General features: G+C 38.3%; 17 protein-coding genes. All 17 read left to right on the top strand.

What is annotated here, in order from left to right; translation table 11 throughout:
• The first annotated feature begins 31 nt into the window (after nt 1-31).
• The gene (locus MUN88_RS20905; RefSeq protein WP_244719006.1) at nt 32-1,834 is read left to right on the top strand and encodes an ABC transporter ATP-binding protein; all 1,803 of its coding nucleotides are present in this window, start codon (nt 32-34) and stop codon (nt 1,832-1,834) included.
• A gap of 68 nt (nt 1,835-1,902) precedes the next feature.
• Nucleotides 1,903-2,046 carry a hypothetical protein gene (locus tag MUN88_RS20900; protein ID WP_244719004.1) on the top strand — a complete coding sequence of 48 codons (144 nt, stop codon included), beginning with the start codon at nt 1,903-1,905 and terminating at the stop codon, nt 2,044-2,046.
• 8 nt (nt 2,047-2,054) lie between these two features.
• On the top strand, nt 2,055-2,603 hold the full coding sequence (locus MUN88_RS20895; RefSeq protein WP_244719002.1) for a methyl-accepting chemotaxis protein: 549 nt from the start codon (nt 2,055-2,057) through the stop codon (nt 2,601-2,603).
• 106 nt (nt 2,604-2,709) lie between these two features.
• Entirely contained in the window at nt 2,710-3,882 is a 1,173-nt protein-coding gene (locus tag MUN88_RS20890) for an AGE family epimerase/isomerase (protein ID WP_244719000.1), read from the top strand.
• On the top strand, nt 3,882-5,057 hold the full coding sequence (locus tag MUN88_RS20885; protein ID WP_244718998.1) for a glycoside hydrolase family 130 protein: 1,176 nt from the start codon (nt 3,882-3,884) through the stop codon (nt 5,055-5,057). Before MUN88_RS20890 ends, MUN88_RS20885 begins: the two co-directional genes overlap by 1 nt.
• Before the next feature lie 169 nt (nt 5,058-5,226).
• Nucleotides 5,227-6,234 (top strand): substrate-binding domain-containing protein, encoded by a 1,008-nt coding sequence (locus MUN88_RS20880; RefSeq protein ID WP_244718995.1) that lies wholly within the window; start codon nt 5,227-5,229, stop codon nt 6,232-6,234.
• Nucleotides 6,235-6,323: 89 nt separating this feature from the next.
• Nucleotides 6,324-6,929 carry a YesL family protein gene (locus MUN88_RS20875; RefSeq protein WP_244718992.1) on the top strand — a complete coding sequence of 202 codons (606 nt, stop codon included), beginning with the start codon at nt 6,324-6,326 and terminating at the stop codon, nt 6,927-6,929.
• Between the two features lie 742 nt (nt 6,930-7,671).
• Complete coding sequence (locus MUN88_RS20870) at nt 7,672-9,021, top strand: ABC transporter substrate-binding protein (RefSeq protein ID WP_244718989.1); 1,350 nt, start codon at nt 7,672-7,674, stop codon at nt 9,019-9,021.
• A 145-nt stretch (nt 9,022-9,166) separates the two neighbouring features.
• Nucleotides 9,167-10,039, top strand: coding sequence for a carbohydrate ABC transporter permease (locus tag MUN88_RS20865; protein WP_244718986.1), 873 nt, complete (start codon nt 9,167-9,169; stop codon nt 10,037-10,039).
• A 1-nt stretch (nt 10,040) separates the two neighbouring features.
• Nucleotides 10,041-10,871 carry a carbohydrate ABC transporter permease gene (locus MUN88_RS20860; RefSeq protein ID WP_244718983.1) on the top strand — a complete coding sequence of 277 codons (831 nt, stop codon included), beginning with the start codon at nt 10,041-10,043 and terminating at the stop codon, nt 10,869-10,871.
• Between the two features lie 38 nt (nt 10,872-10,909).
• Nucleotides 10,910-11,839, top strand: coding sequence for a glycoside hydrolase family 113 (locus tag MUN88_RS20855; protein WP_244718980.1), 930 nt, complete (start codon nt 10,910-10,912; stop codon nt 11,837-11,839).
• Nucleotides 11,840-11,910: 71 nt separating this feature from the next.
• The gene (locus tag MUN88_RS20850; RefSeq protein ID WP_244718978.1) at nt 11,911-14,373 is read left to right on the top strand and encodes a beta-mannosidase; all 2,463 of its coding nucleotides are present in this window, start codon (nt 11,911-11,913) and stop codon (nt 14,371-14,373) included.
• Nucleotides 14,374-14,517: 144 nt separating this feature from the next.
• A complete protein-coding gene (locus MUN88_RS20845) occupies nt 14,518-15,483 on the top strand; it encodes a glycoside hydrolase family 113 (RefSeq protein ID WP_244718975.1) in 966 nt (321 codons plus the stop codon).
• A 22-nt stretch (nt 15,484-15,505) separates the two neighbouring features.
• On the top strand, nt 15,506-16,132 hold the full coding sequence (locus MUN88_RS20840; protein ID WP_244718972.1) for an SGNH/GDSL hydrolase family protein: 627 nt from the start codon (nt 15,506-15,508) through the stop codon (nt 16,130-16,132).
• Nucleotides 16,133-16,398: 266 nt separating this feature from the next.
• On the top strand, nt 16,399-17,361 hold the full coding sequence (locus tag MUN88_RS20835) for an acetylxylan esterase (RefSeq protein ID WP_244718969.1): 963 nt from the start codon (nt 16,399-16,401) through the stop codon (nt 17,359-17,361).
• 18 nt (nt 17,362-17,379) lie between these two features.
• Nucleotides 17,380-18,723 (top strand): GH1 family beta-glucosidase, encoded by a 1,344-nt coding sequence (locus MUN88_RS20830; protein ID WP_244718966.1) that lies wholly within the window; start codon nt 17,380-17,382, stop codon nt 18,721-18,723.
• A 774-nt stretch (nt 18,724-19,497) separates the two neighbouring features.
• Nucleotides 19,498-26,271 (top strand): immunoglobulin-like domain-containing protein, encoded by a 6,774-nt coding sequence (locus MUN88_RS20825; RefSeq protein WP_244718963.1) that lies wholly within the window; start codon nt 19,498-19,500, stop codon nt 26,269-26,271.
• Nucleotides 26,272-26,804: the final 533 nt, after the last annotated feature.

Raw genomic sequence — 26,804 nt, 5'->3', positions numbered from 1 at the left:
ATTTAATAATATATATAATAGGAGTGAGAATATGCCGCAAGATAATGGAATCTCCCTGGATTTTGAAAAGAGATTCGAAGAACAGCAAGATGTAAAAGGAAGGCTGTTCAGGACATTGCATGTAATGTATCGTGGTCATTATATGAAATTATTTGTTTCTTTTATATTCTTTTTATTGAAACATTCACCTGTATGGATACTGCCTATAGTCACAGCTAATTTAATCAACTTTGCTGCTAATCCAGGTGAACAAGATGTTCGGACGCTGTGGATCAATATTATTGTGCTTACGGTAGTTATTATTCAAAATTTGCCAAGTCAGATTCTTCATATCAGCTTTATGAGTAAAGCAATTCGACATGTAGAAGCAAGCCTAAGAAGTACTTTAATCCGTAAATTGCAACATCTTTCGATATCTTATCATGGAGAATTACGTTCAGGTAAACTGCAAGCAAAGGTTCTCCGTGATGTAGAAATGATTGAAATTATGTCCAAGCAGACGATGCTGGGGGTATTGCCTGCTCTCATGAATGTAATTGTTGCGATAGCTGTTACTGCTAATCGAAGCTGGTCCGTCACATCCTTTTTTTTAGTTGCTATACCAATTTCGATAGTCATTGTTTATTTCTTCCGCGGAAAATTAAATAGAAGAAATCGTGAATTTCGTGAACAAGTAGAAGAAATGTCTGGACAGGTAGCAGAGACGGTTGAAATGATACCGGTAACAAGAGCACATGGTCTGGAAAAAGTAGAAATTAACAAAATGGATTCATTGCTTCATCATGTGCGAGGAAAAGGATACAAGCTTGACATAACGGAAGCGTTTTTTGGAGCAAGTAACTGGGTTGCCTTTCAGTTATTTCAGGTATTATGTTTGTTGTTTACGGTTTATCTAGCCTATCAAGGAAGTATCCCAATAGGAGATGTTGTGCTGTATCAAACTTATTTTACGCAAATTTTGATGTCGATTTCTGGTGTGATTAATATTTATCCGCAATTGGCAAAAGGGTTTGAATCCGTACATTCTATTTCTGAGATTCTATTCGCTAAAGAAACACAAGAATATCAAGGGAAGATGAAATTGAAACAGCTGGATGGCTCAGTCGAGTTTGAAAATGTTTATTTCAAATATCGTGATACAGATAAACATGTGCTTGAATCCTTTTGTCTATCAGTAAAGCCTGGAGAAACGGTTGCTTTTGTCGGGGAGTCAGGAGCAGGAAAATCTACTATTTTAAATCTCGTCACGGGCTTTTATCGTCCAACTTCAGGAAGAATCTTAATTGATGAAATTCCGATGGATGATGTAAGCATGCGAAGCTTCCGAAAGAACATAGCGGTTGTACCACAGAATACGATTTTATTTTCGGGTTCCATAAGGGACAACATTACCTATGGATTGGCGGAAGTCAACGATCAGGAAGTGGAGGCTTCTGTCAAGATGGCTAATCTGCAAGATATTATAAAAGAGTTACCTGAAGGCTTGGATACTAAAATAGGGGAGCACGGTGATCGACTATCTGGCGGTCAACGCCAACGAATTGCGATTGCTCGTGCATTCATTCGAAATCCGCAAATGGTTATTTTAGATGAAGCAACGTCAGCGCTTGATAATATATCAGAGAAATTAATTCAGGATGCGATGCAAGAATTAGTGAAAGGAAAAACGACTTTTATCGTGGCGCATCGATTGTCTACTATTCGTGATGCTGATCGGATTGTTGTGATGAATAACGGTCAATGTGTGGAAACGGGAACTTATGATCAATTGTTAGCAAATAGAGGAGAATTCTATCAAATAAAGATGGCATCTGAAGCAGTACAGCATGGGTAGGTGATGCGGCCATCTCGGTTGAACGAGAGTTGTTAAATAATAAACGGTAGTTATGAAAGGGGATACACATGAAAACCAAGAAACTGTTTTCGAAATGGACGGTATTGAAGAAATTCCGTAATTATTCTATATGGAAAAATGGGGGGATTAGTAAAAGATATGACATCTTCTTTGCAAGTGTACTTGCGTTATTTATTATTTCCCACAAATGATGACAGAGATGACAGGTGTAGCTGAAGGCGCAGAGAACCAAGTGAAATCAGTAGAACAAACAACAGGTGTAATCAACCAGATGCAAGCTTCCTGGAATGAGCTCACCAATACAATTGCAGACGTCCAAGAGCTTAACAATCAGACGGCGGTGGAGGTGGAAAATGGCTCAGTAAATGTACAGGATACAGCTCGTCGCATGAATGTTGTGAAGGAACAAATGGATAAGATTGGTGGGATAATTAATGCTTTAAGTGAACAAAAAGTTACCAAGGTAGGAAATGTATTTGAGAATATCTCGCAATCGATTGCTTCGCTAACTAATCACCATCTCCGTGTTGGAGAGACGATTATGGTGACGAATGGGCAAGTAGAGCGAGTCCATCAATCAACCGAAACAATCCAGTCAATATCTGAACAATCATCGCAAAGAATTGGTTTGATTGCATCTGGGGCAGAACAGCAAAATGCTGCAATGCAACAGTTACTAGCTTCTTCACAGGAGTTAGCAGCGATGGCTCATGAGTTGGAATCGTACTTTTCAAATTTCAAGATTTAATGATCATCGTTTTAACGAAACGCAAATAAGTAATTGACAATTATCGATAAGTTAATTAATATTAATTTATTAAGTTATCGATAAACAAAAGGAAGGATTGAGACTTATGAAACAATTAGCAGCAGAGATTAAAGAACATCTCGAGCAAAAAATTCTCCCATTCTGGATGAACTTAAAAGATGAAAAAAACGGTGGTTTCTATGGCGAGGTTGATTATTCGTTACGAATTGAGGAAGAGGCAGATAAAGGGGGCATTGCAACAGCAAGGTTTCTCTGGACTTTTTCTGCTGCTTATCGTGTAACGAACAATGAGAAATATCTCGAATATGCGAATCATTTGTATGCGTTTTTACGTGATAAACTTTATGATAGAATTCATCGAGGTATTTACTGGTTAGTAGATTTTCGAGGTAAACCGAAAGATACGAGAAAGCATGTATATGCCCAATCGTTTGCGATATATGCTTTAAGTGAATACTACCGAGTCAGTCGATCGCGGGAAGCGTTAGATCTGGCTATGGAAATATATCACTTAATTGAAGAAAAGGGCTATGATAATCAAAATCAAGCCTATATGGAAGAATTTGACCGCTCTTGGCATCCCGTTGATAATGAAATGCTCAGTGAAAACGGCGTTATGGCGGAGATAACGATGAATACGCATATCCATGTGTTAGAAGCATATACAAATCTTTATAAAGCAACTTATGATCAGGCGCTGAAGCAACGATTAACTGATCTGTTACACGTGCATTATCAAAATATCTATGATGAGAAAACCAAATTTTTAAACGTGTTTTTTGATAAAGAGTGGCAATCGTTAGTGGATATGAAGTCATTCGGTCATGATATTGAAGCGAGTTGGCTGATGGATGAAACGATGAAAACGATTAATTTTCATGACTCAAACTATGACAAGATGATTTTGGATATTGCTTATAATGTTGCTGATTATGCTATACAAGAGGATGGCTCCCTTATTAATGAGCAGATTAATGAGGAGTACGATTATACCAGAATCTGGTGGGTGCAGGCAGAGGCGATGGTTGGCTTCCTAAATGCTTATCAGAATACAGATGATCCGAAATTTGAGCAATTAATTATAAAGTTATGGGACTATATCAAACAAAATATCGTCGATAAACGGAAACATGGCGAATGGTATTGGTCGGTAGAAGCAAATGGAAAGCCGACAGAAAGATCAGTCGGTGAGCCTTGGAAGACGTCCTACCATAACAGTAGGTTTTGTTTAGAATTTATTGAAAGGGTGTTAGGCTAATGATTCATGAGAAATATTTTTCATTGCTGGAAGAACAACATAAATTAATTAATCAAAAAAATCATCCAGATTCACATTTTTATAATGGTGTGTATACAAAATATCAACAACCGGTATTAACTCGTCATCATGTACCATTACATTGGCGGTTTGACCTGAATAAAGAAACCAATCCATTTTTTATGGAGCGGTTAGGTGTGAATGCAACATTTAATCCTGGTGCTATTTATCATCAAGGTCAGTATTATATGGTCGTTCGTCTTGAAGGAGTAGATCGTAAATCAATTTTTGCCTTAGAGGTAAGTGATAATGGTGTCGATCAATTTTCGTTTGTCGATAGTCCGCTCGTTTGGGAAGATATCGATCCTGAAGAAACAAACGTTTATGACATGAGGTTAGTAAAGCATGAGGATGGTTGGATATATGGAATCTATTGCTCAGAAAGTAAAGATCCGAATGCTGGTGAGTTTGATACGTCCAGTGCAGTAGCGCAGGCGGGACTTGTCAGGACAAAGGATTTGAAGGATTGGGAAAGACTCCCGAATATTCAGACTCCTTCTCCTCAGCAACGTAATGTCGTGTTACATCCTGAATTTGTTGACGGGCAATATGCTTTTTATACTCGTCCTCAAGACGGTTTTATATCAACAGGTTCTGGTGGTGGTATTGCATTCGGTTTAACCAAAGATATCAACAATCCTGTTATTGAGGAAGAGAAAGTGATCCATGGTAAGAAATATCATACGATATATGAAGTGAAAAATGGGCAAGGACCAGCACCTATCAAAACAGATAAAGGATGGATTCATATTGCACATGGAGTACGCAATACAGCAGCTGGTTTGCGTTATGTATTGTATACCTTTGCGACTAGTTTAGAAGATCCGACCAAATTAATTGCTCTTCCCGGCGGACATTTTATTGCGCCATATGATGAGGAGAGAGTTGGGGATGTATCCAATGTTATCTTCTGTAACGGCGTGACCGTAGATGAAAATAATGATGTATTTATCTATTATGCATCAAGTGATACAAGAATTCATGTTGCCACGACAACGATTGATCGATTGATAGATTATACGTTCCATACGCCGGAGGATCAATATCGTTCGTTAGAAAATGCGCAGCAAAGAAAAGATTTAATACTACAGAATAAGGCATTGTTAGAGGAATAGTTACTCCTTAATGGTGCATACGTTGCCTGCACTTATGAAGCTGCCATAGGTGCAGGTTTTCTATCTATTATATTTTTACTTAATATAAAGTAAAATATTTAAGTAATTAATTTAAAAAAGTGATATGATAGGGAAAAGAATTGTGAAAAGTATGTATTGGGGTGAAAAAATGAAAGTGAATGTCACGATGAAAGATATTGCTGAACGCTTGGATGTAAGTAGTGTAACGGTGTCGAAAGCGTTAAATGATAAGGAAGGCGTCAGTGATGAACTAAAAGAGAAAATAAAAACATTAGCAGATGAGATGGGTTACCGTTACAATGCAGTAGCAAAATCAATGAAGGATGGGAGATCTTATAATATATGCGTGATTATTCCTGAACGATATACGGGAATGTCGCAATCCTTCTATCTAAAAGTATATCAATCAATCGCACAGCATCTTGAGGAATATGGGTATTATGCGATCATCCATATTATGACGGACGATGATGAAGACCAGTTGAAACTGCCACGTATTTATCATGAACAACGAGTAGATGGGTTTGTTTTGTTAGGACAGCCTAAGACAGACTATATTAATCATATGAAAAAGTTAGGTATGCCGTTGATATTTTTGGATTTTTACGACGAAAACAGTAATGTCGATGCAGTTATTACCGATAACTTTAATGGTGCTTATGAAATAACGAATTATTTAATTAAACAAGGGCATCGGGATATAGCATATGTAGGAAATCTTTTTTCAACTAGCAGTATACAGGATCGGTTTTTAGGTTATTATAAATCGCTATTAGAGCATAAAATCCAGTTAAATCAAGACTATGTTATCAGTGATCGCAATGAACGTGGAGCATTTATCTCATTTGATTTACCGGAAGTGATGCCAACAGCTTTTGTTTGTAATTGTGATCAAGTTGCGCATTTGTTAATGGAACGCTTGCGTCATGATGGTTATAAAGTGCCGGAGGATTGTTCGGTTGTCGGATTTGATAATGATATTTATGCTACGTTAACTACGCCGAATTTGACCACGGTAGAAGTAGATGTCGAAGAGATGGCTAAAAATGCAGTTAAATTCATTTGTGAGAAAATGGAGGATCCGACCAATTCGTTCGGAAGATTGGCGGTTAAGGGGAAAATTATTTATCGAGATTCTGTAAATGAAAAAAAGTAAACCAAGGCGCCTTTTGTCTTGGTTTTGCTTTGTGAAATTAACTGAGAAGATAAAAGAATTCAATCCAGTTACAGAAAGAAGTGTAAGTTATGAGTGAGTCGATTCAGCGTTTGTTTCAATTTATCTACACATTGTTCCAAATTAGTTTTTATTATTGGATTTATTTGTTGAGAGGGGTAATTGTGTATAGTTTCATTCCTGCGACAGCGGCATTGTGGGAAACAACTAAAATTGTCTTATTTCAACCATCAGATGAGGAAACAAAAGAGATTTTTCGTGAGTGTTATAATAAATATCGATCTTATCGTGGCGTATCATTTGCAGTTACGATTCTCTTAGTATTACTGCAAGTTGCGTTGTTTTATTTAAATCGTTCAGACCTGGCATTGCGATTAGCTTTCATGATTGTATTAATCTATTTGGCTGCACTTCTGATTGTAAATGTCGTATTTGTACTTTATTACTTTATTTTCTATCATTATCATACAAAAGATGCTTTTGCACTAGCTTTTGTAACATCGTTTAAAAAGCCGCTTTTATCGATTGCTATATTGCTCTGTATCGTTGTATTATATTTGCTTTTATACTGGAACCTAATTGCGTTCCTTGCATTCGGGCCATGTCTGTTTAGTATCAGCATGTCATTGTTGTTCCGAAATTTTAAGCATCCCTTTCATCATGATGCTACTACTTGATCCATCTATAAGATAATAATTGTATTCAAAAGTATAGAAAAATGGCCGGGCAGCATGTCCCGGTCATTTTTTGTGAATTTGTAATAAAGGAATTTGCAGAAGAGAGTTATGCCTAAAGATTGAAAAAGTACGGTGCTGATAATACGGATTATGTAATGCTAGCTTAATGCTTATTTTGAACTGTAGTTAGTGGTATGATATCGCTCCGGCCAACCACTTCGTGTACAGTGGGGCAAATTTCCGGAGCTTTGCTAAGCAGATAAAAGATTTCAAAATTACCATAGTGTAATACAGTTCGACTTTACATAATCCGTATTAGTGGTAGTTTTATAAAATATAGGATCGGTTTATCTTATAGCAAGAAAGTATCTAGTAACTCTTACTTAAGTAATTTGTATAGATTTATTTGAAAAGAATGTAATAGTAAGGTTAATTGTGATACACAATATGCAGAGTGGAATGGAATGCTGATTGGTTTTGTCTGCAATTTATTAACTTAACGATTAGTTTTCAGTTCTAGTTTACTGTGTTTTGCTATACAGAATATAAAGAAGTGGTCTATAACCGGATAAGAAAGTAGAATTAAGTAATTAACTATTAAGTGAACTTAAATATTTTTGGTGTAAAAAGCAAAAAAAGCATTGACGAGTAAACGGTTTCAGGTTATTATTTATTTATGGTTACTTTAACGTTAACCTAAATAATTAAACAGTTATGAACTAAAGGAAAGGGGTCAAAAAACATGCTTAAGCTTAACCAAAAGTTGTTAGTGTTTTTTGCATCAATGTTAGTTATCGTCGTAATTGCTGGTTGTTCTTCTGATTCAGAGGAAGGTTCCGGAGAAGGGTCTGACCAGCCAACATACGAAACATGGAAAGAGAAAGATCCGGAAGAGATTGAAGGAGACCTTACTGTAATCACGCACAGAACGGATATTGTCGATACTGTTTATCAAGAATATGCGAAACAGTTTAATGAAATTTATCCGAATGTAAATGTGAATTTTGAAGCATTAACAGATTACGGTGGAGAAATTATGCCTCGTATGAATACGGAAGATTATGGGGATGTGCAATACATACCTGTACAAGTTCCTATCGAAGATATCCCGAATTTCTTTGAGCCAATGGGTACGTTAGAAGATATGCAAGAAAAGTATTTAGGTGTAGAAGAGCGTCAAGTTGATGGAACCGTTTATGGTATTCCGATTGCTTTAACGTATACAGGCGTTATTTATAATAAAGCAGTATTTGAAGAAGCAGGAATTACAGAGCTTCCTAAAACACAAGATGAATTCATCGTTGCGTTAGAAAAAGTTAAAGAAAACACCAATGCAGTGCCTTTGTATACAAATTATGCAGCCGGTTGGCCATTAACTCAGTGGGAAGGTGCTGTTACCACTACTGCAGGTAATGTTGATTATTACAATGTCGATATGTTAGATGATCCAACACCATTTGATCAAGGCGATCCGCATTATGAACATTATAGTTTAATGTATGAAGTAGCGGAGAAAGGACTTATTGAAGAAGACCCCCTTACTACTGATTGGGAAGCTTCTAAAGTAAGAATGAATAACGGTGAAATCGCCACCATGGTATTAGGTTCATGGGCACTTGAACAAATTCAAGGTGCAGGAGAAAATGCAGATGATATCGGAATGATGGCATTCCCTACAGATGCAGAGGAAACTATCTTCTCTCTAGGTGCAGATTTAAATATCTCTATTAATAAAAACAGTGAAAATAAAGATGCTGCTTTTGCTTGGGTAGACTGGTTCATTCATGATTCAGGTTATTCTGTAGAACAAGCGGGCGGAATCAGTGCATCGAAGGATATTCCATTACCAGATGCATTAACGACAGCGCAAGAGGAAGGTGCACAATTCGAAATGCTAACACCAGCGCCAGACGATAAACAAGGATTACTAGATGAAGTAGACAAAGAATCAGAAGTTGGTCTCTGGTTAGAACCAAACAAAAAAATCATTATTGAGGCAGCTATTGGAAATCGAGATGAAACTTATGATGATATTATGAAAAGCTGGAACGAAGATTGGTCAGCAGCCTACGAAGAAATAGTGGGTGAATAAAGAAAGTGGTGAGCAGGCTAATCAATAATGGTTGGTGCTGCTCACCTATTCTTCAGAAAAATAGAGAGAGAAATGTAAAAATTAAATGAAATATGGGAAGGATTCTTTCAGATTTCATTTAGTTTTTAACCGGAGGTGCATCGATTTGTTCTCAAAATTAAGTTATAAATCACAACGCAATATTATTATTGTTGCTTTTCTTATCGTTCCATTAACGTTGTTAGGCACATTTAGCTTTTTACCAGTGGCCAATATGTTTTGGTACAGTTTAACTGAATGGAATGGATTTAGTGATAAAGAATTTATAGGTTTAGAGAATTATAAAACAGTATTTACCGATCCGGAGTATTTTCGAGTATTTACTGTCAGTTTGTATTATTTCTTTGGGACCTTTTTGCAAATGAGCTTAGCCTTATATTTTGCAACTATTTTAAGTTTTAAAGTACGAATGAAAAACTTTTTTAAAGGAGTTATCTTTTTCCCGTATTTATTAAACGGGGTTGCGATCGGGTTTATGTTTCTATTATTCTTCCAGCCTGATGGTGGACTGGATACCATTCTTGGATTGGTTGGATTAGGAGATTTCACAACACACTGGTTAGGGAATCCGGATGTTATTAATATTTCATTAGCAGGTACATCTGTATGGAGATATATGGGCTTCAATTTCATCATATTCCTTGGTGCCATTTCTTCGATTCCAAACGATGTCTATGAAGCTTCTGAAATTGACGGTGCGAACAGATGGCATCAATTCCGGTATATTATTTTACCAAGTATTAAAATTATTGTTTCGCTAAACTTAATTTTAGCGATCAGTGGTGCTTTAAGTGCTTTCGAAATCCCTTATATTATGACAGGTGGTTCCAATGGAAGTGCAACGTTTGTTATTCAAACGGTAGATACAGCATTTAAATATGGAAAAATTGGTTTAGCATCGGCAATGGCTGTTATTTTGTTATTTATCGTCATTATTGTAACAGCTGTACAACGAAAATTCTTCTCGGAGGACGATTAATATGAATGGTAAACATCTTGCAGGTAATTTCATAAAATATGCGTCGTTAATTTTAGGTGCACTTGCTGCTATTTTACCAATCTTGATTGTATTATTTGCATCTTTCAAAACAGGAGCTGAATATACAAGTACTGGACCATTAACCCCTCCAGAAGATTGGACAAATTTTGAAAACTTCAAAAGAGCATTCGTTGAAGGAAACATGATGACTGGATTTAAAAACACAGTAATTATTTTACTAGTTTCCATTGTTGGTACAACACTTGTTGGTTCTATGGTTGCTTTTGTATTAGACCGTTTTAAATTTAGGGGTAGCAAATTAATATTAGGCGCCTTTTTATTAGCGACATTGATTCCTGCTGTAACAACTCAGGTTGCAACATTCCAGATTGTTAATTCACTAGGTTTATTTAATACGATATGGGCAGCAATTATTTTGTATCTCGGTACAGATATTATTGCCATCTATATTTTCTTGCAGTTTATGAGTTCTATATCCGTTTCACTGGATGAATCAGCAATGCTTGATGGGGCGTCTTATTTTACAATCTACCGAAAAATTATATTGCCGTTATTAACACCAGCAATTGTAACGGTAATTATTGTAAAAGGCATCAACGTTTATAACGATTTCTATACACCGTTTCTATATATGCCTAAGACAGATCTGCAAGTAATATCCACCGCATTGTTTAAATTCAAAGGTCCATATGGCTCTGAATGGGAAGTTATTTGTGCAGGTATTATGCTTGCAATTATACCGACATTTATAGCGTTTATTTCCTTGCAGAAATATATCTATAATGGACTAACTTCAGGATCGGTTAAATAATAGACGTTATTAAGGCAACAGGAAAAGGAGAGAGAGAAATGGAATACATCAAAGGCTTTACGTTTGGCTGGGGGGCAAAACGTGGCGACTTTACAAAAGCAGAAGCAAAAGAATCATTAAAATTGATGAAGGAACGAACCGCTAGTGATTATGTAATATTTGCGTTAGCAGCAACACAAGAAACTGCTTTTTCGACAGAAGTGATTTATGACGGAGAACATATGGTAACCGATCAAGAATTAGAAGATATGATCGATTATGCAAGATCACTAGACTTGAAGATTATGATAAAACCAACGGTAAATCCTGCAGACGGCATTTGGCGTGCACATATTAATTTCTTTGATATTGATGTCCCTTGTGAACCGAAATGGCGTGATTGGTTCAGAAGCTATACAGACTATCAATTACATTATGCCAAGATCGCTACCAAGAAGAATGCTGAAATGTTCATTGTTGGTTGTGAAATGGTACAAACAGAAAGAAGAGAACAAGAGTGGCGTCAGTTGATTCGTGAGGTAAAGGAAGTATATAGCGGTCTGATCACATATAATACCGATAAATACCAAGAAGGAAATGTCAGCTGGTGGGATGAGGTAGATGTGATATCATCAAGTGGCTATTATCCATTGGGTGATTGGGATAATCAATTGGATCGTATTGAAAAAATTATCAAGCCATTTAACAAACCATTCTTTTTTGCAGAAGCAGGATGTCCAAGCAGAACGGGATCTGCACAAGTGCCAAATGATTGGTCCATGGATGGTGAAATAAATTTCGAAGAGCAAAAAGCTTTTTATCAGGATATGTTTGATAAAACAGCAAAAAGGGACTGGGTACTTGGATTCGGATTATGGGATTGGAAAGCCATCCTTTATCCAGAATCTGAGGCAGACAAAGATGGTGATTATGCCATCTATGGTAAACCAGCTGAAAATGTAATAAAAAACTTTTATCTATCTAACTAATGAATGAAAGTCGTTCTATCTGAATAGGATAGTGCGGCTTTCTTTTACAAATAGAATGAATGAGGTGGCGTATGAAAAAATTAAATTTCAATCAAAATTGGGAAATGAGAACACTTACTGATGAAGATACTTATGCTGTGACACTACCAGCCTCCGTTATGCATACTTTGCTCGAGGCAAACGTAATAGACGATCCGTTTTATCGAGATAATGAAGAACAAGCTACGGAAATTGCGAGCAGGGATTATCTGTTTCGCAAAGAATTTGACATGAATAGTGAGCAATTAGCGTTTCAGCATATTTCTTTTATTTTTCATGGAATTGATACAATTGCAGCAATTACGCTAAACGGGCAAAGCCTTTTAGAAACTAATAATATGCACCGTACATATGAAGTAGATATCAAACCTTATCTTCATGAAGGCGGAAATGTACTAGAGGTTTATCTATATTCACCCGTATCCTATATAACGGAGATGCAGCAAAAAGATCCATTAGCTGGTGTAGATCATGCGATGGAAGGCTACCAGCATCTACGGAAATCTCATAGTATGTTTGGTTGGGATTGGGGTCCAAAAATTCCTGATTTAGGCATTTGGTGTGATGTGGAAATAGCGATGTGGAATGATAATCGCATCAATGATGTTTACATTACGCAGCAACACGACACAAACCACGTGCAACTTGATGTGCAAGTAACATTAGAAAAGATAGTATCAGAGAATTATCATCTATCAACAAGGTTAACAGCTCCGGATGGAACAACAATTGGCCAAGTCTGTAATCAAGTAAAGCAAGAAACATCTATCACAATACCTGTGGATAATCCAGCTTTATGGTGGCCAGCAGGATTCGGTGAACAGTCATTGTATCAGGTAGAAGTTTTTTTAGAAAAAGGACATGAGGTTATCGATCGACAAAGCTATACGATCGGATTGCGTACGATAGAGGTAAAACATGAAGAAGATCAATGGGGAAAATCATTTGAGTTTGTGGTAAACGGTCAGCCGATTTTTATGAAAGGAGCCAATTATATACCGGAAGATAACCTTTTACCAAGAACATCAAGGGCCAGAACGGAGAATTTACTAAAGGACAGTGTGGCAGCTAATTTTAATATGATTCGTGTCTGGGGTGGTGGACACTATCCAGAGGATTATTTCTATGAATTATGTGACCGCTATGGACTAGTTGTATGGCAGGATTTCATGTTTGCATGCAGTGTATATCGATTAACGGATTCATTTGAACATAATGTTCGTCAAGAAGCGATCGATCAAATCAAACGAATTCGACACCATGCATCTCTTGGAATCTGGTGCGGGAATAATGAAGTGGAAGAAGCAATGGAGCATTGGGGGTGGCCAAGACGATCGGACTGGCGCAGAGATTATATTAAATTATTTGAGATTATGCTGCCAGATCTTGTGAAGCAGTATGATCCACAGACGTTTTACTGGTCTTCTTCGCCATCATCTACAGGAGGCTTCGATAACCCACGCAACCCTGATGTTGGGGATATGCATTATTGGCAAGTGTGGCATGGAGAGAAGCCATTTACGGATTACAGAAATTATTTTTTCCGTTTTTGTTCTGAATTTGGCTTTCAGTCCTTTCCGAATATGAAAACGATAGAGTCCTTTACCAAACCGGAAGATCGGAATATATTCTCCAGAGTGATGGAAATACATCAGAAAAACGACGCTGCCAATGGTAAGATTTTGTACTATTTATCAGAAAATTTTCTGTATCCAAAAGACTTTGATGCATTAATTTATACATCACAACTCCTGCAAGCGGAAGCGATAAAATACGGGGTGGAGCATTGGCGACGTAATTTAGGACGCTGTATGGGAGCACTCTATTGGCAATTAAACGATTGCTGGCCAGTGGCCTCGTGGTCAAGTATTGATTATTACGGAAGGTGGAAAGCATTGCATTATTTCACAAAAAAATTCTACGATCCTGTATTGCTCTCAATCGAAGAAGGGGAAACGGACGCTGATATATATATTACGAACGATCGTTTGACAGAGATAGATTGCAAGGTTGAATGGAAACTTCGAAACAATCAATCAGAAATTATCGAGCAAGGTCACTTCACTGCGAATGTTCCGGCCTCAACCGCTCAATCGTGTCAGTTACTGGATTTTTCAGAAGTGTTAACGGATCAACGGAAGCGTAATTGTTATTTAGAGGCAACACTTTATATGGATGATAACTATTACAGTCATGCAACGGTGATCTTTACCAAAGCAAAGCATTTTGAATTTTTAAATCCTCAATTAGCAACAAATGTGAGTGAAACAGATCAGAAGATTCAGATTGAAGTACAAGCAGATGCGTTCACGAAATACGTTGAACTACAATTACCGGTTGATGCAGTGCTTTCTGATAATTATTTCGATTTGTCTGCAAAGGAACCAAAGGTCATTACAATCGATAAGTCGCAGTTAGAAGGGACATTAACGCTTGATCAATTGAAGCGAGGACTTGAGGTTCGCAGCGTTTATCATATTACGCATCATCAATAAAGAGAAAATGGCATCGGTGGGGATTATCCTCTCGATGCCAGAATAACGTATCGTGTGTTATCGCCATAGTTAGCATTTTTCGATGCTTGAAGTTGAGTATTATGGCGGTTAGCACTGTGATAGGAGAGAAATGGTGGGGACAAGATGAAGGAGTTATTTGTAAAAGGTATGACTTATGGATGGAATACGGAACGTGGAGCATATCAGACAGAAGATGCTGTTTATTCATTACAGAAATTAAAAGAAACTGGGAGTGAATGGATTGCCTTGTCATTCTTCGCTCTTCAGGATACGTATTCTTCGACTAATATTCACTTTGATTATAGTAATACGATGACAGACAGAGATATTCAATTCGCTGTTAAAGAAGCGAAGAATTTAGGGTTAAAAGTCTGTCTCAAACCCGTGGTTAATTGTAAAGATAGGATTTGGCGGGCGCGAATCGGTTTTCCCGAGGAAGCAGCTGAAAAATGGCAAGCATGGTTTTCGTCGTATACTTATTTCATCAAGCATTATGCGGAATTAGCAAAGGAATTAGAGTGCGAAATGTTCTGTATAGGTTGTGAAATGATTAATACAGAAGGACAAACAGCATCATGGCGTAAGCTTATACGCGATGTTCGAAATATCTATGATGGTCCGATTATTTACAATGCGAATCATGGCAAAGAAGAAGGTGTTGAGTGGTTCGATGCTGTTGATATTATTGGGACGAGTGCATACTACCCGGTTGCGAAAGAGCCTGGTGATTCTGTGAACAATATGGTCGAAGAGTGGGAGAAAATAGCTCACAAGCTGGAAAAATTACATCAAACTTATAACAAACCAATTCTGTTCATGGAGATAGGCTGTAGAAGTGCACTTGGATGTGCGACGATGCCCTGGGATTTTGAACATAAGGAATTACCGTTTAGTGAGGATGAACAAGCTAATTTTTATCAGTCTGTGATTCAAGTATTTTGGGATAAACCCTGGTTTGCAGGATTTTTCTGGTGGGACTGGAAAGCCAAGCTTTATCCGGTCGAAGAAGCAGACAAGGATCTTGATTTTGATATTTTTGGAAAGAAAGCAGAAAAAATTGTGAAACAATGGTATTCTATAGCTAAGTAGTGGGATAAAGGAGTAGATGGTTTTGACCAATTTAGGAAACCGCATCGTATTTATTGGTGACAGCATTACGGAATGGGGAAAGCATGACGATCAAGAGGGGATCGGGACAGGGTATGTTCGTATTATTCATGATTACTTAAAAGTACTACACCCTGAGAAGGATTATGAAATTTTTAATAAAGGAATCGGTGGGAATCGCATTATAGATCTGGAAGAACGCTGGCAAGAAGATGTGATTAATCTAAAACCGGACACCGTATCGATTTCAATAGGAATCAATGATGTTTGGCGTCAGCTCGACCATCCGGAATTAGAACAGGTCGACGAAGAAAAATTTGAAGCAATATATCGTCACTTATTAAAGCAAGTACAAGAAATAGGTGTTTCTACTATCGTTTTTATGGAACCGACCATAATTGAAGAAAAGGTGGATTCTGTCGGTAATCAGAAATTAAAAGCCTATGCTGAAATTGTACGGGTGTTAGCAACAGAATTCGAAGCGGTTCTAGTGCCAACACACCAACGTTTTATTCAATATTTAGTCCAAAGTAGCGGCTATAATGTTACCGTTGATGGCGTTCATATGAATAGTGCAGGTAATTTATTGATGGCCCATGAATGGTTACGGGCTGTAAAAATAAGTGAATAGTTTAGTTCGAGCTCTATTTTCTAATAGAGCTCGAAAAAGTGTGTTTATTCGCTCGGAATTATGATATAATGAAACCGATGTCCTTTCCGAAATCACAGTTAACTATAGTAATGGGATGTTGATGATCTGAAATTTCTAAGAATAAGTGAAATTTTTTTGGAAGATTAGGAAATCGGTTTCCTTGGTGGAGATAGGTGTTGATGGCTACATACATTCTTTAAATGCTTATGTCCATCATAAAATTAACCGCTGACGGGAGGAATACGATGCATCTAGATATGCCATTACACGAATTAGAAAAGTATCAAGGGAAAAACCAAAAACCTGATGACTTTAACCTTTATTGGGAGCGAGCATTACAGCAATTGGATCAACAATCCTTAACCTATGAGTTGGAAGAAGCTGGTGTCACTTGTTCATTCGCAACGTGTCATCACCTGTATTTCCGAGGAGTAGGAGATTCTCGCATTCATGCAAAACTAATTGTACCTAACAAAGAAATTGCTACTGGCCAAGGTTTGGCTATATTTCATGGTTATTCAGTAGATAGTGGGGATTGGCTGGATAAGTTAGCATATGCGGCGCAAGGCGTTACGGTAATAGCAATGGATTGTCGTGGACAAGGCGGTCGATCAGAGGATACGTTAGTAACGAAAGGACCTACTTTAAAAGGCCATATTATTCGTGGTTTAGATGATCCTAACCCAGATCATTTGTATTACCGACAAGTGTTTTTAGATACAGTTCAGACAGTGAGAATATTACAGACGATTGATGGGGTGGATCCGGAACGAATTGGTGTTTACGGTCAATCACAAGGTGGAGCACTCGCAACGGCTTGTGCAGCATTAGAACCAACGATCAAGCACTTATTTGCTGTATACCCGTTTTTGTCTGATTATGAAAGAGCATGGGAAATGGACATTCAACATTCTGCCTATGAAGAAATCGCTTACTTTTTCCGTTGCTTCGATCCTGCACATCATCGGCACCGGGAAATTTTTTCGAAACTAGGTTATATAGATATCCAGCATCTGGCTGACCGAATCAAGGCAAGTGTGCATTGGTTAACAGCTTTGAGAGATCCAATCTGTCCACCATCAACGCAATTTGCAGCTTATAACAAAATTCGCTCCAGAAAAGACTTGACGTTATATCACGAATATGGACATGAGCATTTACCGAATCATGCGGATGAAGCTTTTCAGCAATTCATCAATATTTTATAATAAGAGAGGGGTTTTACCATGACAATTATTCAGTTTCCGAAAGATATGAAATGGGGAACAGCAACAGCATCTTATCAAATTGAAGGTGCAGCAAAAGAAGGTGGCCGTGGTGTATCCATCTGGGATACATTCTCGAAAACTCCAGGTAAAGTCGCAAATGGTGACAATGGGGATGTTGCTTGTGACAGCTATCACCGTTATGAAGAAGATGTAGAAATGATGAAGGATCTTGGAATTGATGTTTATCGATTCTCCGTTGCCTGGCCACGTATTTTCCCAGATGGTACGGGTGAAGTGAACCAGGAAGGATTAGACTACTATCATCGTTTAGTCGATAAACTTTTAGCAAATGGAATTGAACCCATGTGTACTCTCTATCACTGGGATTTGCCACAAGCATTGCAGGATAAGGGTGGCTGGAATAATCGCGAAACAATTGATGCCTTTGTGGAATATGCGACATTGATGTTCAATGAATTTTCTGGAAAAATCAATAAATGGTTAACATTGAATGAGCCGTGGTGTATCTCTTTTTTGTCTAATTATATTGGTGTGCACGCTCCAGGTAATCATGATTTACAATTGGCAACGCAAATTTCCCATCATTTATTAGTAGCGCATGGAAAAAGTGTTCAAAAATTCCGCGAGCTTGGCATTGATGGTGAAATTGGTTTTGCACCTAATACAACGTGGTTAGAGCCATTCAGCAATAGACAGGAAGACATTGATGCATGTAATCGGGAAATTGGCTGGTATATTGAATGGTTTATGGATCCGGTATTCAAAGGAACTTATCCAACATTTATGGTTGATTGGTTCAAGAAAAAAGGCGTGGAATTAGTAATCGAGGATGGCGATATGGAAACGATCTCCCAGCCAGTAGATTTTCTTGGAATCAATTACTACACTGGACATATTGCAAGATATAAAGAAAATGAAGGATTACTTGATTGGGAGTTAGTCGAAATGAATTACGACCGTACTGATATCGGCTGGCCAATCTTCCCGGAAGGTTTGTATAACGTGTTGACACGCATTAAAGAAAGTTACGGCGATGTACCAATCTTTATTACCGAAAATGGTTCTTGCTACAATGATGAACCAGAGAAAGGCCGCGTCCATGACACAGGTCGCATCAATTATCTAGAGCAGCACTTAACAGCATTAAGTCGTGCTATAGCATCTGGTGTTAACATTAAAGGCTACATCACCTGGTCATTAATGGATAACTTCGAGTGGGCTGAAGGCTATACCATGCGCTTCGGAATTGTCCACGTCAACTACCGAACGCTGGAACGCACGAAGAAAGATAGTTTCTACTGGTACAAACAAACCATTGCAAACAACTGGTTCGAAAGTTAATCGCAATCCCCGCTTGATTTGATCAGGCGGGGATTTTTCTATTATAGAAAATATATTATAGAAAAGAGTGCTTATAATATGTTAACTAGCCTAGCGGTAATTTTGAAATAATTCATCTGCTGGGATACCGCTCCGGCCATCCACTTCGCGTCCTGCGGGGCACGGCTGAAGATCCCGCGGGAGTCTACGTGGTTGGCCTACGCTAGGGTACAGACTCTACATCTGTAGCAAGATCGAGGATATTGATTGATCTTTTATAATAAGATCTATTGATAAGAACACCTACATTCTAAGTATCGAAATTTACTAGGATCTAGGACCTGATAACTAGGACTTGCTTTTAGCTGTTCCGTACATTGTAGCACTTCACTGAAGCGTAGGAAATATGCGTAGAACCCCGTGGTGATCAGCACGAGCTGAAGATCCACTTTGGAAAGGAAAAGAATTTTCTTTCCAAAGTTAGCTGAAGCCGTGCCCCACTGGACGCGGAGCATATTTCCGGAGCTTGGCTAAAGCATACAAAACATGTCAAAATTACCACACTGTTATCCGGTTCTAGTTAACATAATCTGTATTATCGGTAGCATCCAATCGTCTAAAGGTCAAAAAAATGATAAAAGTAGTAAAGATCGTGGCAAACAATGCAGAGAGGTTATGAAATAATGTAAGCGCAACCAATAAGTGGGAGGTGAAAAGGATTCTATATGTCATCTATTAAATGAATGATGAAAATAGCTGTTGTTGTGTATTCTTAAAGGAAGGGATGAAATAATCATGCAAACGAGTTTTACTAAAAAGCCATGGTGTCTTTTAATTTTATTGATCCTCCTGACGGTTACAGGATCAATAATTGGAATGCAACAATCACAAGCAGAAGTCGTTACCAAAACCATTACAATTGATGGAGAAAATGTTGATCCTCATAACCGCTTTAAAGGATTTGGTACGGTCTCAGGAAATAATACGTCACGATTATTATTAGATTATAAAGAAGAGCATCCTGATCAATATTGGGAAATCATGAATCAATTATTTAATAAAGATACAGGTGCAGGATTAACTCATGTAAAAGTGGAGTTAGGTGCTGATATTAATTCATCATCAGGAACGGAGCCAGCTACAATGCGATTTGAGGACGAGCCGGCTAATGTATTACGAGGAGCAGGGTTCCAATTTGCTGCAGATGCTAAATCGATTAATCCTGATATAACGACAGAAATTTTGCGCTGGGGTGAGCCGCGTTGGACGTGGGAATCAGCCGCAAATCATGAGTATGAAGACCGCTATCAATGGTATAAACAAACGATTGATGCGGTATATGAAGAATATGGCTTTAAGTTGGATTATATCGGAATCTCTCAAAACGAGAGAGCACAAAATGGGAATGGCAGAAATGAAGTAGAGTGGCTGAAATATTTCACAACCCATATTAAAGATGAACCGAATTATGAAGCAGATTATCAAGATATAAAACTGGTTGCTGCGGATGGTTATCGAGATACTGCCACTATCAGTCGTACGTTACTGGATAATCCTGATTTAATAGATGAAATTGATGTGATCAGTTCTCATTATGGATTAACTGGTTCGACTGAATTAAACACGTTACAGGAACAATTAAAAGAAGAGGGCAAAAAGCCAAAAGAAGTCTGGGTATCAGAAGGGATTTCTCCAATGATCAATGCAAGGTATCGCGACAACATGGAACCTGATTATAATGGTTTGGGCGGCCGTGCAGGGATTATTGATGTAACTTCCCGAATTATCTCTGTCTATTCATGGGAAGGGGCAAATGATCAACCATTAAATGCGGTGTCCTTTGACTTTCAGCCGTCGGTTGCAGCTTTTTATCAAGGTGCACAATACAATCCAAAGCAACTAATTAGTGCATTTGATCCTTGGTCCGGTTTTTATGAAGCGGATGGTGGTATTCAAGGTGTCAGACATGTCATGAATTTTACAGAACATGATGATTTATCCACCGGGAAAAATGAACGCTGGCAATATGTCCAAGATGCCACCTTTAGTGATGGAGATTTTTTTGATGGCGGTGTTGATGTCGATACAAGTACACATAACTATATGACATTGAAAGACCCTGAAACGGATGATTATACGACCGTGTTTGCAAACAATACCAATGACACTCGGTCTTATACAATTGAAGCAAAAAATTTAAGCGGTAAAGAAAATGCCGAAGTATTTGTTTGGGAAACGAAAGGGCCTAGTGAAGGAGAGGCGTATGATGCGAACTGGTTCAAAAATGTTGATGTCATACAGCCTGAAGAGGGTGTTTATCAAGTAGAGGTTAAGCCATATTCGATTGTGACAATCACTACGTTGGATAAGGCAGCAGAAATTGATGGTTTTGAATATCAGTCAGATCCTGTTGACTTAGCAGAAGATACCATTATGTCATTACCATATAGCGATGATTTCGAATATGATGAATATCCGCTTGATGAACAGGATCGTGATTATGTTGATAGAAGAGGTGGGACACCCCGGTATACAACGGATCAAATTGGAGCTTTCGAAGTAGTTAAACAAGCAACCAAACAAGCGGAAGATGGCAGTTTTGAAAAAGAACCTCTTGATATTCCGGAGGCAGAAGCACACGGAAATATGCTTCAACAAAAAATGACAACTGATATCATAGGAGCGGATTGGGCTGTTTGGGGAGGAACAGATGGAGCAGCAGCGGATGTTAATCCGAATACGAATATAGGAGATTTTCGTTGGGTGAACTATAAAGCATCCTTTGACTTTCTATTAGATACACATACGGAGACGGTACAAGGAAGAGATAACTATGCGCTTATCGGAGTCCGTCAAGTGAAAGCAGGCTGGAGTGATTCTCAGGCAACCTATAATGCCAAAATATTTGCAGATGGAAAATACGAGATTTCAAAAATGGGAAGTGTAGTCAAACAAGGAACAACCGAAGGTTTTGATAACAGTGTTTGGCATCGATTAGCCTTTGAGGCCAAAGAAAATGTGTTTACACTTTATTTAGATGGTGAACCAATTGCAACGTACACTGATGAGGATGCAACTGTAATGGCTGGGCGAGTTACGCTTGGAACAGGCTATTATGAAACATTGATTGATAATTTGAGCATTGAACCAATTGAAGGCTATCCATATAAATCCTTGAAAGTAGATAATGCGCAAGGACAAATCTATCGATCAGAAGGAGCGGCCTTAAATAATGAAGACGAATGGAATCCAATTGGTTATGTGGGAGATTGGGAGTTTATGCAATCTGGCTATGCCCATTTTAATCGTACACAAATGACAACATCCAGTGATTATCCAGTTTGGAACGGTTATCTCGTTGAACATACGGATACCACGTCGGAACAAGGAACGCTTCATAAAGTTTTCTATTCAGGAGATTGGGGTTCCAATAGCAGCAATGCTTGGGGAAATGATGGCGATTCCTTTGAGATTACCTTTGAAGGAAATGCCATTCGGTTGTATGGAGAAACAAATCCTAACAACGGAACGGCGGATGTATATTTAGACGGAGAGCTTGTTGGTGAAGCAAATTATTTAAATAACAGTTCGATTGTAAAAGAAGTATGGTCTGCTGAGGATCTTGAGGATACCGAGCATACGCTGAAAGTGGTTTCGAAAGAATCTTACACAAGTTTTGTTAAAGCAGAAATTGATACAGATAAACCAATTGATGCAGAATCTGTTACAACATTAGCACCAAATGATTTTACTGCCATTACTGAAGATGCAGAGATAGGCAGTCAAGAAAATACTGTGTATGCCTACAGGGAAAACGGTAATACCTGGGGAGCTAACGATAATAATGCTTGGGCTAATTTCAATGATAACCCGTATATTTACATTCATTTTACTGGAACTGGGATTGATTATTTAGCAGGCAGTGATAATGCCACGACTTACCAGTTTGAATTGGATGGAGAAGTTGCAGGTAATTATGATGTCGGTGAAGATGGTATACGTTATTCTGTTCGTGATCTGGAGGATAAGGAGCATACGTTAAAAGTTTCGCTCGGAGATAATGAAGTGAAAGAAACATATATGGATTACCGAGGTGTCAATATTTATTCTACGCCTGAACAAAGTGATAATAAATTAATCTTTGACTTTGAAGGTAGCGGTTTTAACCTGTTTGGTGCAACTCCTGACGCCTTGATGGATGTATATATCGATGGTGAGCAAATAGAGCAGGATTACCGTGTTGATGCTAAAGGGGATCGACAAACATTTTATCACATAAGAGGATTGGATGTTGAACAGCATACTGCCGAAATCGTTGTAAAAGGTGGAGGGCTGACATTAGATGGTATGGATGTAATCAGTGAAGCTAGTACATCAGATGATACAGATCCAGATGAACCAACAGAACCATTAGAGGATCAATTGTTAGCCCATTATGATATGTCTGTGTCAGGTGATCATTTAATAGACATAACAGAGAATGAAATGGATGCCAGTTTGGTAGGATTTACATCAGAGGATGTCAAACAGGAAGACGGCGTCAAAGTTTTGCCTTTTGCTGGAGATGAATCGAAATATGTTAGCTTGCCGAAAGGTTTAATTACTGATGAATCATTTACGATTGAAACAACATTTAAGACAAGCACAGGTGCCAATCACTGGCTATATAGCATTGGAACGAAACAAGGGAACTGGCCGAACGTCAACAATTATATTTTCTTAAATCCGAATCAGGCGGATAACACGGTTCGTTTTGGTATAAAAGACGAAGAAACAGAGTTATTGTTCCAAGATGCGAGCATCAGCACGGAAGAATATAATACGTTTACGGCAGCATTTGAAGAAGGTAACATTTCGCTGTATCTAAATGATGTACCAGTCGGTTCCATTCAACATGACTATATCGTACAAAATATTTTGAAGAATGGTGTGACAGATGGAGAGGATTTTATCGGTTATATTGGCAAATCACTTTATAATACAGATCCACCATTTGAAGGAATCTTAAAGGATTTTAAAGTATACAACTATACGCTGAGTGAACAAGAAATTACTGGATATAGCGATCAGGAGCTTGTTGAACAGGCTAAAGCGGAATTGAGTTTGGAAAGTGAAGTAACCAAAGATCTTTCTTTGCCTAACCAGGTAAAAGTAAACGGATTAACAGCAGATGTTAGCTGGGAATCCAATAATGAAACCTATCTGTCAAAAGAGGGATCGGTAACTCGTCCAGCTTATGATGAAGGAGACCAAGAAGTGGTATTAACTGCAACGATAACAATAGGAGAAAGCACTGCGAAAAAAGAATTCACAATTACGGTCAAGCGTTTGCCACAAGATACCGACTTATTGAAAGAAGCTGCAGCGGCATTAAAAGTGTATAACATCAATGATGTACGAGGTAACATCACGTTGCCAACAGAAGGTGAAAATGGTACCGTCATCAGCTGGAAGTCAGAAGATGAATCAATGATCAGTAATACTGGAGAGGTTACTCGTCCTGCCAACGGAAAAGGAGATGAGGAGGTTAACCTGAAAGCTACTATTACACTAAATGACCAGACTATTATTAAATCTTTTGTCGCAAATGTAAAGGAATTGCCGAAAGAAAAAGATTACAAAGGATATTTATTCAGTTATTTTACAGGAGAAAGTACTGCAGATGGTGAGCAAATATATTTTGCCTTAAGTGAGGGCAATGATCCCTTACATTGGCAGGAGTTAAATAATGGAGAGCCGGTTATTACGTCTGATATGGGTGAAAAAGGTTTACGGGATCCATTTATCATTCGATCACCCGAAGGCGATAAATTTTATATGATTGCAACGGATCTGAAAATCCATGGAAATGGTGACTGGGGAAGAGCACAGACTGAAGGCAGCAGATCGATCATGGTCTGGGAATCAACAGACCTTATTAATTGGTCTGAACAAAGAATGGTCGAAGTAGCTCCGAAAGAAGCAGGAAACACATGGGCTCCAGAAATTTTCTATGATAAATCCATCGGAAAATACGTTATTTTCTGGGCGTCCAAATTGTATGATAGTGAAGAAAACAGAAACTCCGGGGACAGCTATCAACGAATGATGTATACGACTACTCGTGATTTCCATACCTTTAGTGAACCAGAAATTTATCTGGATTATGGTTATTCTGTGATTGATACAACAATGATTGAGGATGCCGGAAAAATCTATCGTTTTACCAAAGATGAACGAGGGAATGATCCGGAAAACGCTCCAAATGGCAAATTTATTTTACAAGAATCAGGTGATTCTGTACTGGACCCGAATTTTGAGTTAATAACAGAAGGAATCGGAAAAGGAACGATCAGCCAAGGAGAAGGCCCAGCCATTTTTAAATCAAATACCGAGGATAAATGGTACTTGTTCATTGATGAATTTGGAGGGCGAGGATATATTCCTTTTGAAACGACTGATTTAGCGTCGGGTGAATGGCGGATCTCAGAAGAATATGATTTACCTGACAGTCCCCGTCATGGTACAGTCTTGCCAGTGACGCAGGAGGAGTATGACGCATTATTGGAGAATATTCCAAGTGAAATAGAAAATGATGTGGTCTCCGTTAATGGAATATCTGTAGAGCAGTCGGAAGTAACACTAGCAACGGGAGAAGAAGCATCGATTAATGTGAAGGTAGAGCCAGCAGATGCGGCAAATCAAAACGTGTGGTACAGCAGCAATAATCCCGAAGTCGTATCAGTGACTGAAGACGGTGTGATGAAGGCAGTTGGAGAAGGAGGGGCACTGGTGACAGTCACTTCAGCAGATGGCGGCTATACGGCAGTTGTCAGCGTAACCGTTTTGGATAAGGAAGAGCCAGAGCCGCCTGTGGTGGATACAGAATTAACATTAGGTCAATCCCAGAAAGTTTTTGCCGGAGAGAATTATACGATTAATGGTATAAGTGCCCGAATTAAGATGCCGGAAGATTTACCAGCAGGTACGATGATAACCGTTCATCCACTTGAGGTGAAGGATACAAATTATGCTGAACTAATGATAGCAGGCGAAGCATTTGATGTGGAAATGGAGTATCCGGATCATGCAACAGAGCCGACAGGTGAATTTACAATCTTTTTAGGGTATCAAACGGGAGCAGATACAGATGAAATTGCAATCTATTATTATAATGCATCAGAGGATATATGGGAGCATGTTGGTGGAAACACTGATGAAGAAAATCAAGTAATTTCATTGAATGTTTCGCATTTCTCCAGCTATGGTGTGTTTGCAGAAGCAGCGGAGGATACTTCTGATGAGGACAACTCAGACAATGAAGCAGATTCCAATGATAATACAGATCAATCGTCAGAAGACGAGGAGGCAAGTGATCAACAATCAACAGATCAGACTTCTGACGAGAATGAAAAAGGAGAAACTGGATCTGATCAACATGATAAACAGGAATCAACTGAAAAAGAAAATAAATCCGATGAGCAACTGCCTAATACAGCAACCAATATATTTAGTTATCTAGGAGCAAGTATTATTTTCCTGTTGATTGGTGTTGCGATCATCGTTATAAGAAGAAAAGCTGTAAAATAATAAAGATCGGGCATTTTGCCCGATCTTTATTTACGAGTTAAGAAAGCATATAATTCATCATTAAAGCAAAATAAAAAAAGTTTTCGCTTAACATTAACGCAACTTCTTATAATACGGATTATGTAAAGTGGAACTGTATGACAATGTGGTAATTTTGAAATGATTTATATGCTAAGCAAAGCTCCAGAAATATGCTCCGCTTTAGTGACGTGCTACAAGTTCGGAATAGTAAAAAGCAGTGGTGCTAGGCATTGAGTTATTAATTCAAATGCTATTTATGGACAACTATGGGCTCAAAATGCTAGCTCTTACAAAAGTTGTAGAAAACCTATCCTAGCGTAGACCAACCACGTAGACTCCCGCGGGACATGCAGGTGCTGAAGATCCACTTTGTGAAGTGCTTTTCTTCACAAAGTTAGCTTCAGCCGTGCCCCGCAGGACGCGAAGTGGTTGGGCGAAGCGATATCCTAGCATACGAATGATTTCAAAATTACCACTTAGTTAGTTTACATAATCCGTATTATAGGTAGCTA

It is taken from the genome of Gracilibacillus caseinilyticus, from assembly GCF_022919115.1.
GTDB classification, from domain to species: domain Bacteria; phylum Bacillota; class Bacilli; order Bacillales; family Amphibacillaceae; genus Gracilibacillus; species Gracilibacillus caseinilyticus.
This window is presented reverse-complemented; position numbering and strand designations above follow the sequence as displayed.